The organism is Bradyrhizobium sp. ERR14 (assembly GCF_014198235.1).
Lineage (GTDB): Bacteria > Pseudomonadota > Alphaproteobacteria > Rhizobiales > Xanthobacteraceae > Bradyrhizobium.
In genome coordinates this window covers 24,970-38,680 of record NZ_JACIHD010000021.1, presented here as the reverse complement: position 1 = coordinate 38,680, position 13,711 = coordinate 24,970, and the positions used below count along the sequence as shown (strand labels likewise).

15 protein-coding genes are annotated in these 13,711 nt (G+C 65.6%); 6 read left to right on the top strand and 9 right to left on the bottom strand.

What is annotated here, in order from left to right; translation table 11 throughout:
* Nucleotides 1-26: 26 nt before the first annotated feature.
* The 4 genes from GGD62_RS33920 to GGD62_RS33905 are packed head-to-tail and all read right to left on the bottom strand — an operon-like array spanning nucleotide 27 to nucleotide 3,497.
* Nucleotides 27-1,313: an FAD-binding oxidoreductase gene (locus GGD62_RS33920; RefSeq protein WP_183712545.1), complete on the bottom strand. Its 1,287-nt coding sequence runs from the start codon at nucleotides 1,311-1,313 to the stop codon at nucleotides 27-29.
* A 12-nt stretch (nucleotides 1,314-1,325) separates the two neighbouring features.
* A complete protein-coding gene (locus GGD62_RS33915) occupies nucleotides 1,326-2,057 on the bottom strand; it encodes an amino acid ABC transporter ATP-binding protein (protein WP_018316950.1) in 732 nt (243 codons plus the stop codon).
* The gene (locus GGD62_RS33910) at nucleotides 2,054-2,707 is read right to left on the bottom strand and encodes an amino acid ABC transporter permease (RefSeq protein ID WP_092253891.1); all 654 of its coding nucleotides are present in this window, start codon (nucleotides 2,705-2,707) and stop codon (nucleotides 2,054-2,056) included. The genes GGD62_RS33915 and GGD62_RS33910 overlap by 4 nt, the downstream gene beginning before the upstream one ends.
* Nucleotides 2,708-2,738: 31 nt before the next feature.
* Nucleotides 2,739-3,497 carry an ABC transporter substrate-binding protein gene (locus tag GGD62_RS33905; RefSeq protein WP_092253893.1) on the bottom strand — a complete coding sequence of 253 codons (759 nt, stop codon included), beginning with the start codon at nucleotides 3,495-3,497 and terminating at the stop codon, nucleotides 2,739-2,741.
* Nucleotides 3,498-3,676: 179 nt separating this feature from the next.
* Between GGD62_RS33905 and GGD62_RS33900 the strand changes: the two genes are divergently transcribed.
* The 3 genes from GGD62_RS33900 (at nucleotide 3,677) to GGD62_RS41145 (ending at nucleotide 4,941) form a co-directional block, all read left to right on the top strand.
* Nucleotides 3,677-4,321: a helix-turn-helix domain-containing protein gene (locus GGD62_RS33900; RefSeq protein WP_183712543.1), complete on the top strand. Its 645-nt coding sequence runs from the start codon at nucleotides 3,677-3,679 to the stop codon at nucleotides 4,319-4,321.
* A gap of 63 nt (nucleotides 4,322-4,384) precedes the next feature.
* Complete coding sequence (locus GGD62_RS41150; RefSeq protein WP_246800378.1) at nucleotides 4,385-4,600, top strand: hypothetical protein; 216 nt, start codon at nucleotides 4,385-4,387, stop codon at nucleotides 4,598-4,600.
* Nucleotides 4,597-4,941: a hypothetical protein gene (locus tag GGD62_RS41145; protein WP_246783404.1), complete on the top strand. Its 345-nt coding sequence runs from the start codon at nucleotides 4,597-4,599 to the stop codon at nucleotides 4,939-4,941. The genes GGD62_RS41150 and GGD62_RS41145 overlap by 4 nt, the downstream gene beginning before the upstream one ends.
* A gap of 276 nt (nucleotides 4,942-5,217) precedes the next feature.
* Here the strand turns inward: GGD62_RS41145 and GGD62_RS33890 are convergent, their stop codons facing one another.
* Together GGD62_RS33890 and GGD62_RS33885 are read right to left on the bottom strand one after the other, a co-directional pair.
* Nucleotides 5,218-6,483, bottom strand: a complete 1,266-nt coding sequence (locus GGD62_RS33890) for a D-amino acid dehydrogenase (protein ID WP_183712541.1) — start codon at nucleotides 6,481-6,483, stop codon at nucleotides 5,218-5,220.
* A gap of 70 nt (nucleotides 6,484-6,553) precedes the next feature.
* Nucleotides 6,554-7,882 (bottom strand): aspartate aminotransferase family protein, encoded by a 1,329-nt coding sequence (locus GGD62_RS33885; protein ID WP_049801758.1) that lies wholly within the window; start codon nucleotides 7,880-7,882, stop codon nucleotides 6,554-6,556.
* 148 nt (nucleotides 7,883-8,030) lie between these two features.
* Here GGD62_RS33885 and GGD62_RS33880 point away from each other — a divergent pair, with 148 nt between their 5' ends.
* Nucleotides 8,031-8,579: a cupin domain-containing protein gene (locus GGD62_RS33880; protein WP_008561958.1), complete on the top strand. Its 549-nt coding sequence runs from the start codon at nucleotides 8,031-8,033 to the stop codon at nucleotides 8,577-8,579.
* Nucleotides 8,580-8,770: 191 nt separating this feature from the next.
* Nucleotides 8,771-8,923 (top strand): hypothetical protein, encoded by a 153-nt coding sequence (locus GGD62_RS33875; RefSeq protein WP_177236994.1) that lies wholly within the window; start codon nucleotides 8,771-8,773, stop codon nucleotides 8,921-8,923.
* Nucleotides 8,924-8,965: 42 nt separating this feature from the next.
* Here the strand turns inward: GGD62_RS33875 and GGD62_RS33870 are convergent, their stop codons facing one another.
* The 3 genes from GGD62_RS33870 to GGD62_RS33860 are packed head-to-tail and all read right to left on the bottom strand — an operon-like array spanning nucleotide 8,966 to nucleotide 12,769.
* Entirely contained in the window at nucleotides 8,966-11,227 is a 2,262-nt protein-coding gene (locus GGD62_RS33870) for a xanthine dehydrogenase family protein molybdopterin-binding subunit (RefSeq protein ID WP_183712539.1), read from the bottom strand.
* Nucleotides 11,220-12,275 carry a xanthine dehydrogenase family protein subunit M gene (locus tag GGD62_RS33865; protein WP_183712536.1) on the bottom strand — a complete coding sequence of 352 codons (1,056 nt, stop codon included), beginning with the start codon at nucleotides 12,273-12,275 and terminating at the stop codon, nucleotides 11,220-11,222. The genes GGD62_RS33870 and GGD62_RS33865 overlap by 8 nt, the downstream gene beginning before the upstream one ends.
* Entirely contained in the window at nucleotides 12,272-12,769 is a 498-nt protein-coding gene (locus GGD62_RS33860) for a (2Fe-2S)-binding protein (RefSeq protein WP_179734714.1), read from the bottom strand. The genes GGD62_RS33865 and GGD62_RS33860 overlap by 4 nt, the downstream gene beginning before the upstream one ends.
* 251 nt (nucleotides 12,770-13,020) lie before the next feature.
* On the opposite strand from GGD62_RS33860, the gene GGD62_RS33855 reads away from it, so the two are divergent.
* Nucleotides 13,021-13,659 carry a TetR/AcrR family transcriptional regulator gene (locus tag GGD62_RS33855; protein ID WP_183712700.1) on the top strand — a complete coding sequence of 213 codons (639 nt, stop codon included), beginning with the start codon at nucleotides 13,021-13,023 and terminating at the stop codon, nucleotides 13,657-13,659.
* Nucleotides 13,660-13,711: the final 52 nt, after the last annotated feature.

The following is a 13,711-nucleotide window of genomic DNA, read 5'->3' as shown; positions in this document are numbered from 1 at the left end:
TCGCTCCTGACCGGGCGGCGCCTTCTTCACATGCCGAGCCGGTCCCGTATGCGGCCGGCGATCACGGCGGTCGTCACCCCGACCGGCCAGAACGCGTGCATCGGGATCGGCTTGATGCCCGTGATGGGCATGTCGATCTCCGCCTTGGCGCCGCCGATCAGCCGACGCGCGAGCTGCGCGCCCATCGCGGTCGCGAGCGCGACGCCGCGGCCGTTGCAGCCGAGCGAGATCAGGATGCCTTCGGCCGGCTCATGCACATGGGGGTAATGATCCCCGGTGATGGCGAGACGGCTATTCCAACCGTGAGTCCAGGCAACGCCTTTCAACTGCGGCCATAGCCGCTCGGCATAGCGCATGAGATAGGCGACGTCGTACGGCGACTTGATCCAGCGCATCGGGCCGCGGCCGCCCATCAAGAGGCGATTGTGCTGATCGATGCGGTAATACACCGTGATGTGGCCGCTCTCGTAGAGCACGGACCGCGTCGGCATGATCGCGCGGGCCACCGTATCGGAGAGCGGCGCCGTGGCCGCGATCGAGGAAAACACCGGCACGATTGTGCGGCGGAGCGCCGGCCAGAGATCGTCGGTAAAACCGTTGGTGGCGAGCAGGACCTTGTCGGCATGAACCACCGCCCGCGGCGTCTCGATGCGCCAGCGGCTGCCATCGCGGCGCAGCGACAGCGCCGGCGTCTCGCCATGCACCTTCGCGCCGGCCGAGACCGCCGCACGCGCGAGACCACGGGCGTAACTGAGCGGATGCAGATCGCCGCCGCGCGCATCCAGCATGGCGCCGATGTAGCGGTCGGTGCCGGTCATCTCGCGGAGCTGCTCGCGGTTCAGATAGGTCACTGGCATGCCGCGGCGGATGCATTGCTGAGCGGTCGTCTTGATCGCGGCAGCGCTGGCCTCGTGATAGGCCGCGCGCAGCGTACCGTTCTGACGTGCCTCGCACGGGATCTGGTAGCGGCGGATCAGATCGTGCGTGAAATTCGTGGTGCCGTAAGAGAACTCGATCATACGGCGGCCGAGGTCTGCGCCGAAGTCCGCCTCGATCTGATCAGGATCGTGCTTCAGGCCGGGATTGGTGTGGCCGCCATTGTTGCCGGACGCGCCCCAACCCGGCTCCTGCGCCTCCAGCACCAGCGCCTCGACACCCTGCTCCGCCAGATGCAACGCCGTGGACAGGCCGGTGTAACCACCGCCGACGATCGCGACCGAAACATTCCTGTCCGTATCGAGCGGCGGCGTGGCGGCCGGCGCAACGGCGGTGTCGGCATAGAGCGAGGGCGGCAGAGGCAGGCGCGCAGGCATGGCAAAGACCAATCAAAGCGGATGCAGCACACGCCGCAAAAAATCCTGCGTGCGCGGATGCTGGGGCTGGTTGAGCAGCGCCTTGGCCGGCCCCTGCTCGACGATGACGCCGCCGTCAATGAACAGCACGCGGTCGGCGACGTCGCGGGCAAAGCCCATCTCGTGAGTGACGACGACCATGGTCATGCCGTCGTCGGCGAGCTTGCGCATCACGCCGAGCACGTCGCCGACGAGTTCGGGATCGAGCGCCGAGGTCGGTTCGTCGAACAGGATCGCCTTGGGCTGCATGGCGAGCGCCCGCGCGATCGCAACGCGCTGCTGCTGGCCGCCGGAGAGCTGCGGCGGATGCGCATCGGCCTTCTCGGCAAGCCCGACCTGGGCAAGCAATGCGCGGCCGCGCTCCAGCGCCCGGGCACGCGGCTCCTTCTTCACGAAGAGCGGCCCCTCGATCACGTTCTCCAGCGCCGTCCGGTGCGGAAACAAATTGAAGCGCTGGAACACCATCGAGACCTGGGTGCGGATGTTCACGATCGACGGCGCATCGCGATCGACTTTCAGGCCCTCAACGCTGATCTCGCCGCGGTCGTAACTTTCGAGCCCGTTGATGCAGCGCAGGATGGTGGACTTGCCGGAGCCGGAGGGACCGACGATGCAGACCACCTCGCCCTTCTGCACGGAGGCCGTGATGCCCTTGAGCACCTCGTTCTCGCCAAAGCTCTTGTGGACGTCGTTCAGCTCGATCATCGCTTGCCGGCCCGCTTCTCGAAGTGACGAACCAGCAGGATCAGCGGAATGCTCATGGTGAGATACATCAGCGCAACAAGCGTGAACACGCTGGTGTTCTTGAAGGTCGAGGACGCGATCAGCTTGCCCTGCAACGCGAGCTCGGCGACCGTGATGGTGGAGGCCTGCGAAGAGTCCTTCAGCATCATGATCATGACGTTGCCGTAAGGCGGCAGCACGATGCGCACCGCCTGCGGCAGCACCACGCGCCGCATGGTGAGCCACCAGCCCATGCCGATCGACTGCGCCGCCTCGATCTGCCCCTTGTCGATCGCCTCGATGCCGGCGCGGAAATTTTCCGCCTGATAGGCCGAATAGGCGACGCCGAGCCCGAGGATCGCGGCCTGCAAGGCCGATAGCGTGACGCCGAGATCGGGCATCACGAAGTAGAGGTAGAACAACAGCACGATGATCGGGATGCCGCGGATCACATTGATCAGGCTGGCGCTGATCATCGACAGCGCCTTGATGCCGGACACCCGCATCATCGCCCAGATCAGGCCGAGCACCGTCGAGAGCAATAGCGAACCGATGGTGACGACGATCGTCAGTGCGACGCCGTTCATCAGGATCGGGAAGAACTCGACGGCGTCGCGCCAGAAGCCTTTCATCGGGCAGCCTTCATCGATCCGAATTTATCGATCAGCCCTGGGCCTTCAGGCCCCATTTATCGAGGATCTTGTCGATGGTGCCGTTGGCCTTCAGCTTGGCCAGCGAGGCGTTGATCTTGCCGAGCAGCGCGCTCTCGCCCTTGCGCACGCCGATGCCGACCGAGCCGACGGTGACGGGCTTGTAACCATCGACGAGCCGCACCTCGGGGAAGCCGCCCTGCTTCAGATTGTAGGCGAGGATCGGATAATCGGCGTAGCCGGCCTTGAGGCGACCGGTGTTCACGTCGCGCAGGATGTCCGGAATGGTGTCGTAGGCCTTCACGTCGGCGAACAGGCCGGACTTCTTCAGCGCATCGACGAAGGCGGTGCCGACCTGCGCGCCGACGGTCTCGCCCTTGAGGTCGTCCTGCGTAGCGTAGGCCTTGGTGTCGGTCTTCGGCACCACCAGGCCCTCGCCGTAGGTGTAGATCGGGTCGGAGAAATCGACGACTTCCTTGCGCGGTGCGGTAATGAACATCGCGGCGGCGATGATGTCGATCTTGCTCGAGGTCAGCGACGGGATCAGCGCCGAGAATTGCATCGGCTCGATCTGCACATTGAAGCCGGCATCCTTGCCCACCTCGGTGACGAGATCGACCATGATGCCCTGGATGGTGTTGGTCTTGGTGTCGAGGAAGGTGAAGGGAATACCCGTCGGGGTCGAGCCGACCTTCAGCACCTGCTGCGCCGAAGCGGGCGCCACGGCTATCAGTGCGAGCGCCGCGACCGCGGCCAGACCAAAACGCTTCATCGCATCCCCCTTTGGGTCTGGCCGATGGCGGCGCTCGCAGGTGTCGTGATCAGACGTTGCGAGCCGAGCCGTTTCGGCCTATTTTCACCAATATGAAAATTTGGTCACACTTTCGCGGATGATGCAAGTGGTTTTCATGCACATGAAGGAAGCGGTTTGACGTGAGCGGTGGCAAAAGAATGCGCAGACCGGCCGCGATAAAGCCGGTGAAGAGGGTGAAGACCAAAGCCGTCGCCAAATCCGCCGAGCCCGCGATGGACGTCGCGGTCGGCCGCCGCATCAGGGATCTCCGGCGCGTCAGGCAATTCTCGCTGGAAACGGTCGCGGCGCGCACGGACCTGTCGATCGGCTTTCTCAGCCAGATCGAGCGCGGCCTGTCGTCACCATCGCTACGCGTGCTGGCGACGCTCGCCGACGTGCTCGGCGTCGGCATAGCCGCACTGTTCGGCGCAAGCCCAAGCGCCGACGGCACCTCCGATCAGGTGGTGACGCGCGGGCTGCAGCGGCCCGAGCTGAAGCTCTGGCGCACCGGCGTCTCCAAGCAATTGCTCAGCCCGGCGAGCGCCGACAACAAGCTCAATCTGTTCCTGGTGCATCTGGAACCCGGCGGCTCCACCGGCGACGAGCTCTACACCCATGACGGCGAAGAGGCCGGCCTCGTACTCGAAGGCGAGATGATGCTGACGGTGGACAGCGAGACCTGGTCGCTGAAGACCGGCGACAGCTTTCGCTTTGCCAGCCGCCGGCCACACCGGTTTTCCAATCCGGCCGAGGATGCGAAGGCCATGGTGCTGTGGGTGAATTGCGTGACGGGGGCGGGGTAGTTTGCCGGCACGCCGTCTGCTGGCATGATGTGAAGGCATTCTGCAGGACGAAGGGCCTCGTCGATGGATGACCTCATCATCGCTGCGATCCAGCGACGGCTGAAGACAAACCCAACCGATCTGGGCCGACCTCCGCGCGCGGCACTAATCCCCGCCAGGGCAGGCGACATTGCCTCCGACGAAGAGCATCTTCGTTTCCGGCTGCCACCCCTGTTGAAACGAATGTATGCAGATATCGGCAATGGAGGTTTTGGCCCCGGATACGGGCTCATGGATTGACCAAAGGCGTTCCCGACGATACCGGCAAGACCGCTGTTGCGATCTACGACGTATTTCGGAGTGCGCCAGAGCTGGCTTGGCCGGATGGCCTTCTGCCGATCTGCCATTGGGGATGCGCCATCTACTCGTGCGTCGATTGTCTCGACCCGGATTTCCGGATGCGGGTTTTCGATCCCAACGGTCATGATGGCGATGACTGGACCGACGCATTCTTCGAGGACGCTCCCAGTATCGAAGACTGGATTGGATCGTGGGCCTCTGGCGTCAATCTGTGGGACGCAATGTATGGCGACGAAGGCCATATCGCCCGGACCATATCTGCGCGCCGCAAGCGGCCTTGAGCCGGGCACCACCTAGTTTCCCGTCATCCTGAGGTGCGAGCGCAGCGAGCCTCGAAGGATGCACGGCCCCGATGGACCCGGGCCGTCGCCCTTCGAGGCTCGCCGCACGGCGCGTTGCGCCGTGCGGCGAGCACCTCAGGGTGACGGGGATGGATTGGGGCTCCGCTGCATCCACAGCGTCATTGCGAGCGGAGCGAAGCAATCCAGACTGCCTCAAAGGACAGACTCTGGATTGCTTCGTCGCTGCGCTCCTCGCAATAACGAGGGGATAGAGGTTCACCCAAACCGGTGCTTATACCGGTCCACCGTCAGCGCACTCACGTCGATGTCCGGCTTCTTGCCCGACAGCATGTCCGCGAGCACGCGACCCGAACCGCAGGACATGGTCCAGCCGAGGGTGCCGTGGCCGGTGTTGAGGTGGAGGTTGGCGAATTGCGTCGGGCCGATCACGGGCGGGCCGTCCGGCGTCATCGGACGCAGGCCGCTCCAGAACGTCGCCTTGGCGAGATCGCCGCCGCGCGGAAACAGATCGGACAAGGAATGATCGAGCGTGGCCCGGCGCGCATCATAGAGCTTGTCCGAATAGCCGGAGATTTCGGCGGTGCCGCCGACCCGGATGCGATTGCCGAGCCGCGTGATCGCGACCTTGTAGCTCTCATCCATCACGGTCGATTCCGGCGCGCCGGAGGTCTCCTTGATCGGCACCGTGATCGAATAGCCCTTCACCGGATAGACCGGCAAGGAGATGCCGAGCGGCGCAACCAGCCGCGACGACCAGCTGCCGAGCGCGAGCACGTAAGCATCAGCCTGCAACATGCCGGCGCTGGTCGCGACGCCGCTGACGCGCGCGCCGTCGGTGACGATGCGGTCGATCGAGGTGTTGAACATGAAGCGCACGCCGAGCGCCTCGGCATGCTTGGCCAGCGCCTGCGTGAACATGTGGCAGTCGCCGGTCTCGTCCTGCGGCAAGCGAAGCCCGCCGACGAACTTCTGCTTCACGCCGGCGAGTGCCGGCTCGACCGCGATGCAGCCCTCGCGACTCAGCACCTCGAAGGGCACGCCATATTGCTTGAGCACGGCGATGTCCTCGGCGGTGCCGTCGAGCTGGGCCTGGTAACGGAACAGCTGCAGCGTGCCTTGCGAGCGCTCGTCATACTGGATGCCGATGTCGCGACGCAGATCGCGCAAGGAATCGCGGCTGTATTCCGCGATCGGGATCATCCGGCTCTTGTTGACCGCGTAACGCGCACTGGTGCAGTTGCGCAGCATCTTGAGCAGCCAGACCCACATGACGGGATCGAGCTTCGGCCGGACGACAAGCGGGCCGTGCTTCATCAGTAGCCACTTCACCGCCTTCACCGGCACGCCGGGGCCGGCCCAGGGCGAGGAATAGCCGGGCGACACTTCGCCGGCATTGGCGAAAGAGGTCTCCAGCGCCGGCTCAGGCTGACGGTCGACGACCGTGACCTCGTGGCCGGCACGTGCAAGGTAGTAGGCAGAGGTGACGCCGATGACACCGCTGCCGAGGATCAGAACTTTCACGCTTGGTCAAACTCCCGCGGCATCACGCTCGCCGCTGCAAGGAAACAACTCGCAACGGCGAGAGCAATTATCAGGCCACCCGCTTGATGGCGTCACCCAGGATCGACACGATGTCGTCGATGTGGCTCTTCTCGACGATCAGCGGCGGCGACAGCGCAAAGGAATCGCCGCTCATGCGGAAGTACAGCCCGCGATTGAAGCAGTCGACCATGACGTCGTAGCCACGCGCACCGACCGCACCGTCACGCGGCGACAGCTCGACCGCGCCCATCAGCCCGCAATTGCGGATGTCGATGACGTTGGGCAGGCCCTTCAGCGAATGCAGCGCATCTCGCCAATATTCGGCGATCGAGGCACCACGCGTCAGCAGGCCCTCGTCCTTGTAGATGTCGAGCGTCGCAATGCCGGCGGCGCAGGCGGTCGGGTGCGCCGAATAGGTGTAGCCATGGAACAGCTCCATGACGTTTTCCGGGCCGATCATCATGGCGTCATGCACCTTGCGATGCGCGAACACCGCGCCGCACGGAATGGTGCCGTTGGTGATGCCCTTGGCGGTGGTCATCATATCAGGCGTGACGCCGAAGAAGTTGGCGGCGAACGGCGTGCCGAGGCGGCCGAAGCCGGTGATGACCTCGTCGAAGATCAGGAGGATGCCGTGCTTGTCGCAGATCTCGCGCAGGCGCTGCAGGTAGCCCTTCGGCGGCGGCAGCACCGCGGTCGAACCGGGCACCGGCTCGACGATGACGGCAGCGATCGTCTCGGCGCCGTGCAGGGCCACCAGACGCTCGAGATCGTCGGCGAGCTCGGCGCCGTGCTCGGGCTGGTCCTTGGCGAAGGCGTTGCGGGTGAGATCGTGGGTGTGGCGGATGTGGTCGACGCCCGGCAGCAGGGTGGCGAAGGCGCGGCGGTTGGCGACCATGCCGCCGACCGAGGTGCCGCCGAAGCCGACGCCGTGATAGCCGCGCTCACGGCCGATCAGGCGGGTGCGGCTCGCCTGGCCGTTGGCGCGGTGATAGGCGAGCGCGATCTTCAGCGCGGTGTCGACCGATTCGGAGCCGGAATTGGTGAAGAAGATCCGGTCGAGGCCCTTCGGCGCGATCTCGGCGAGGCGCTCGGCGAAGTCGAAGGCCAGCGGATGGCCCATCTGGAACGACGGTGCGAAGTCCAGCGTCATCAGCTGGCGCTCGACTGCGGCGGCGATCTGCTTGCGGCCGTGGCCGGCATTGACGCACCACAGGCCGGCGGAGCCGTCGATCACCTTGCGGCCGTCGACGGTGGTGTAGTGCATGCCCTCGGCCGAGGAGAACAGGCGCGGCGCCTTCTTGAACTGCCGATTGGCCGTGAACGGCATCCAGAACGAGTCGGTCTTGATAGTGTTCGGAATCTGATGAAGGGTCACGGCCGCGCTCCTTTGCTGACCCTCTAGCAGAGCCACGGCTTCAAAAGCGCAACAAGTCCTTTTCTGGTGACCTGCAAGCCATTGATTTCGCTGGGGCTGCCGGTCCATATTTGCGCGATCCACAACACCTGCAACACAGGATCTGGGTATGAGCGTCGACATCGGTGGACGGCTGCGATTCATCCGGGCGCGCCACAAGCTGTCGCAGCGCGAGCTGGCCAAGCGCGCCGGGGTCACCAATTCGACCATCTCGCTGATCGAATCCAACCAGATGAACCCCTCGGTCGGCGCCCTCAAGCGTATCCTCGACGGCATCCCGATGGGGCTCGCCGAGTTCTTCGCGCTGGAGCCGGAGTCGAGGCGCAAGATCTTCTACCGCGCCGAGGAGCTGACCGAAGTCGGCAAGAAGCCGATCTCCTATCGGCAGATCGGCGACAATCTGTTCGGCCGCAGCCTGCAGATCCTGAAAGAGCGCTACGAGCCCGGCAGCGACACCGGGCGCGTCCACCTCGTCCATGACGGCGAGGAAGGCGGCATCGTGATCTCGGGCAAGCTCGAAGTCACCGTCGAAGACGAGCGGCGCATCCTCAATCCGGGCGATGCCTATTATTTCGAGAGCCGCCGCCCGCACCGTTTCCGCTGCGTCGGCGGCAAACCGTGCGAGGTGATCTCGGCCTGCACGCCGCCGACGTTCTGAATCGCGAACAGTCGCATCCGGAAGGTTCCGGGCGGCCACCGGTATCTTACGGTGGTTGAGCCATCTCAATTTCCGCGCGCCGGACCGCTATATATTACGAACCGTAGCCGAGCAGCCTGGCTTAGAGGTGCTGAGGTTATGGCCCCGGACTCCTGGGTACTCCGGGGCCGCTTCGTAACAGGGGCTCGCGCATGAAGACCACTCTTGCCAATGCGGAAGCCGCGCTCGACGAAGTCCTGCGCGACACCGACAAGCTCCGTTCGCGCGAGCTGCGCAAGGCCATCGCGAAATACATCGAAGTGCAGAAAGAGCAGATCAAGGCTCTCCGCAGGATGATGAACTGATCGTCCGCCGCAGAGCGAGCGGGCCTCGCTCCGCCTACCGCCTCAACGCTGCGTCAGCAACTCCTCAATCCGGATCGGGAATTTGCGGACGCGCACGCCAGTCGCATGCCAGACCGCGTTCGCGACCGCGCCGGCACTGCCGGTGATGCCGATCTCGCCGACGCCCTTGATGCCGAGCGCATTGACGTGCGGGTCGTGCTCCTCGACCGTGATCACGTCGAGCGGCGGCACGTCGGCATTCACGGGAACGTGGTACTCGCCGAGATTGGCGTTCATGATCCGGCCGCTGCGGCGGTCGGTGACGGCCTCCTCGTGCAGCGCAAAGGAGAGGCCCCAGATCATGCCGCCGAACAGCTGGCTTTGCACCATACGCGGGTTGACGATGCGCCCGGCGGCAAAGGCCCCGACCATGCGGGTGACGCGGACCTGACCGAGTTCGGGATCGACCTTCACTTCCGCGAACACCGCGCCATGGGCATGCATGGCATATTCCTCCATCGCCGCGGGGTTCGGCGCACCGGTGCCGTGCGCCTCGACCTCGGCGACGCCGGCGCGCGTGAGGATCTCGGCATAGCTCTCGCCGCGGCTCTCGTCATCGCGCCGGATCAGTCTGCCGTCACGCGCGATCACGCCGGCATTGCCGGCGCCGAACAGCGGAGAGCGCTCGTCATTGGTGGCGAGATCGGCGAGCTTTGCGATCACGGCCGCGCCCGCGCTGTGGATCGCCGCACCCGCGGTTGCGGTGTGCGCGGAGCCGCCGGCGATGCCGGCATCGGGCAGGTCCGATGTCCCCGCCTTGAACGTGACGCGGTCGACATCGAGGCCGACGGCGTCGGCCGCGATCTGCGCCAGTGCCGTCCAGGCACCCTGCCCCATGTCGTGTGCGCCGATCTCCATCACGCCCGAGCCGTCGCGGCGGATCGCCGCGCGTGCTTCGGCCTGGAACATCAGCGCCGGGAAAGTCGCCGTGCCCATGCCCCAGCCGACCAGCAGGCCGGCATCGTCGCGCATCTGACGCGGCTGCAGCGGACGCTTCGCCCAGCCGAAGCGCGCCGCGCCCTGATCGTAGCAGGCCCGCAGCGCCTTTGACGAGAACGGTTTTCCCGTGATCGGCTCGACCTCGGCATAGTTCTTCAGGCGGAAGGAAAGCGGATCGATGCCGCAGGCCCACGCCATTTCGTCGATCGCGCTCTCCAGCGCAATCGAGCCGGTCGCCTCACCGGGTGCGCGCATGAACAGCGGCGTGCCGGTGTTGACGCGCACGGCGTCATGCGAGGTGCGGATCGCAGGCGCCGCATAGAGTGTGTGCGAGGCATCGGCCGCGGGCTCGTAAAAATCGTCGAACGTACTCGATACGGTCCGCGCATGGTGATCGAGCGCGGTGAGGCGCCCCTCTCCGTCGGCACCGATGCGCAGGCGCTGGCGCGTCGGCGCGCGATGGCCGACCGGGCCGTACATCTGCTCACGGCGCAGCACCAGCTTGACCGGCTTGCCGACCAGCTTCGCCGCCATGATGCCGAGGACCGGCGGGCCGCCCATGAGCCCCTTCGAACCGAAGCCGCCACCGAGGAACGGGCTGCGGATGTGGATCTTGTCGTGCGCGATACCGAACAGCTCGGCGATGCGCGCAAGCGACAGCTTCAGGCCCTGGGTCGGCATGTCCACGGACAGCTTGTCGCCATCCCAGTGAGCCACGACCGCATGCGGCTCCATCGCGTTGTGATATTGCGGCGGCGTCTCGTAGGTCGCGTCGATCTGCGTCTCGGCCGAGGCAAGGCCCGCCTCGACATCGCCGCGGTGATTTTCGGTGGGGTTGCCGACGCCGACGACGGGCGGCACAAAACTCTCGCCGGCATCGAGGCCGATGAGCGCAGGCAGCGTCTCATAGCGCGGCGCCAGCAGCGCGGCACCTTCCGTCGCGGCTTCAAGCGTCTCGGCGATCACGACCGCGATCGGCTGATTGGCGTAGCGGACCTCGTTGCTCTGCAAAGCCTCCATCCGAAACACGAAGGGATTGGTCTTGATCTCGGGGTCGATGGCGAGGGGTGGCTTGTGGTCGGACGTCATGACATCGACGACGCCGGGATGGCGCTTGGCGGCGGCGACATCGAGCGACGCCACACGTCCGCGCGCGATGCTGGAGGTCGCGATCACCGCAAACAGCATGCCGGGCGGATGATTATCGGCAGCATAGGTCGCCTGCCCCGTGACCTTGAGGACGCCGTCACGACGGGTCAGCGGCTGGCCGATATTAGAGCCGTGGCGCAGATGGGCAGGCGCACTGGTGAGGTTGAGCTCAGGCATGGATGGCTCCTGATGTCGAGGCAAAGGGAGAGGCCGGCAGTGCGGGCAGGCGCGCGGGCGTACCGGCGGCAGCGAGGGTCAGCGCGCGCACGACGATGCGGCGTGCGAGCTCGATCTTGAAGGCGTTGTCGCCGGACGGCTTTGCGTCGGTCAGCGCACGCCAGGCGGCTTCCTGGAAGGCATCGGTCGTGGGCGCGACGCCCTTGAGAACGTCTTCCGCAGCGCTGGCACGCCAGGGCTTTGCGGCGACACCGCCGAGCGCAAGCCGCGCTTCGGCGATCCTGCCGTTCTCGATCCGCAACGCAGCAGCGGCCGAGACCACCGCGAAGGCGTAGGAGGTTCGCTCGCGGACCTTGAGGTAGCGCGCATGCGGGGCAAACTCGCGCGCCGCCGGCGGCAGGCGCACTGCAACGATGAGATCGCCCGGCTCGAGCGCGGACTCGCGCTCGGGCGTATCGCCGGGCAGGCGATGCAGCTCGTCGAGCGCGATCTCGCGCCGGCCCGCCCGCCCCTCGATCTCGACGACCGCACCGAGCGCGACCAGCGGCACGCAGAAATCGGAGGGATGCGTGGCGATGCAGCTCTCGCTCCAGCCGAGCACCGCGTGGGTGCGGTTCTCGCCGCCGCGCGCATCGCAGCCGCTGCCGGCCTCGCGCTTGTTGCAGCGGCTGGCAGTGTCGTAGAAATACGCGCAGCGCGTCCGTTGCAGCAGATTGCCGCCGACGGTCGCGGCATTGCGCAACTGCGCGGATGCCCCGGAGAGAAGGGCTTCGGCGACGGCGGGATAGGACCTTGCAAAGTCCGCATCATGCGCGAGATCGGCGTTGCTGACGAGCGCACCGATGCGCAAGGACCCATCGGCGAGGCGCTCGATGCCGTCGAGCCCATCGAGATGCGAGACGTCGACGAGACGATCCGGACGGCTGACGCCGCCCTTCATCAGATCGAGCAGATTGGTGCCAGCGGCGAGATAGACCGCGCCCGGCTGGGCAGCGGCGGCAACCGCTTCAGTGACGGTGGCAGGCCTGACGTAATCGAACGGTTTCATGCGGAGCGCCTCTGATCGCTTTCGTCCATCTGTCCTTGCGCATCGAGCACGGCATCGACGATGCCGGCATAGGCGCCGCAGCGGCACAGATTGCCGCTCATGCATTCGCGGATGCGTTCGGGATCGTTGCCGGCCTGGCCTTCGCGCATCATGCCGATCGCGCTCATGACCTGACCCGGCGTGCAGAAGCCACACTGAAATCCGTCATGGGCGATGAAGGCGGCCTGCACGGGGTGCAGCTGGTCGCCGCGCGCAATGCCTTCGATGGTGAGGATGTCGGCGCCGTCATGACTGATCGCGAGCGCGAGGCAGGAGTTGATGCGCTTGCCGTCGACCAGAACAGTGCAGGCGCCGCACTGGCCGCGGTCGCATCCCTTCTTGGTTCCGGTGAGATGGAGGCGCTCACGCAGGAGATCGAGCAGCGTGACGCGTGGATCGTCGAGGACGAAGTCGCGCCGCGCACCGTTCACGGTGAGGCTGATGGAGTGGTTCATACAAGGCTCCGATCAGATTTGGACATGAGTGATCGCGCAGCGCGCCACCGCCGTGGCCGCCGTCGATCCAAATTGACCGGGCAGAAGCCGGCCAACATCGAGGCGAAGATACGGAGGCTCCCTCCGCTTAACAAGGGCCAGAGGAAAAATATTGGAATTGGTCAAAACCCCGTGCGGCTCCAACGCGATGCAGCCCGGCAAGGGTTCAACGAGGGTTCAATCTAACCAATTCGTGATCTACATTGCCTGATATGGACGACCACACCGACCAGACCCGGAAGCCCCGCGCCGATGCCGTGCGCAATCGCGAGCGCGTGCTCGAAGCAGCCAAGGCCGTGTTCAACGCCGGCGGCCCGGAGGCGAGCCTGGAGGCCGTGGCCAAGCGCGCCGGCGTCGGCATCGGCACGCTCTATCGGCATTTCCCAACGCGCGAGGATCTGTTCGAAGCCGTATACCGGCGCGAGGTCGGGCAGCTCAGCGAGCTTGCCGAGCACCTGCGAACCGCAAAGGATCCGGTCGAAGCGCTGCGGCGCTGGCTGCGGTCCGCCGTCGAATTCGTTGCCACCAAGAAAGGCATGTCGGCCGCGCTGGCGCTGGCGTATCAGAGCTCGTCGGAACTTGCCGTTTTCTCCATGGAGCGGCTGACCAAGGCGATCGGCTCGCTGCTCGCGCGCGCGGTCGCAGCCGGCCAGATGCGCGCCGATATCAGCCCGGAGGACCTGCTGCGGGCGTTTTTCGGGATGTGCTACATGCACGATCAGCCGGGATGGCAAGCCTCGGTGCTGCGCCTGCTCGACGTGTTCGTCGACGGATTGCGGGTGCAATCCGTTGCCAAGGCCAAGGCGCGCGCGGCCAGGCCAGCCAAGCCCGCGGTGAAACGGAAGCGATAGCGCGCCCGTATTTCCCTGAGGTCATGCTAGGATCATCATTGCCGGGATTTCA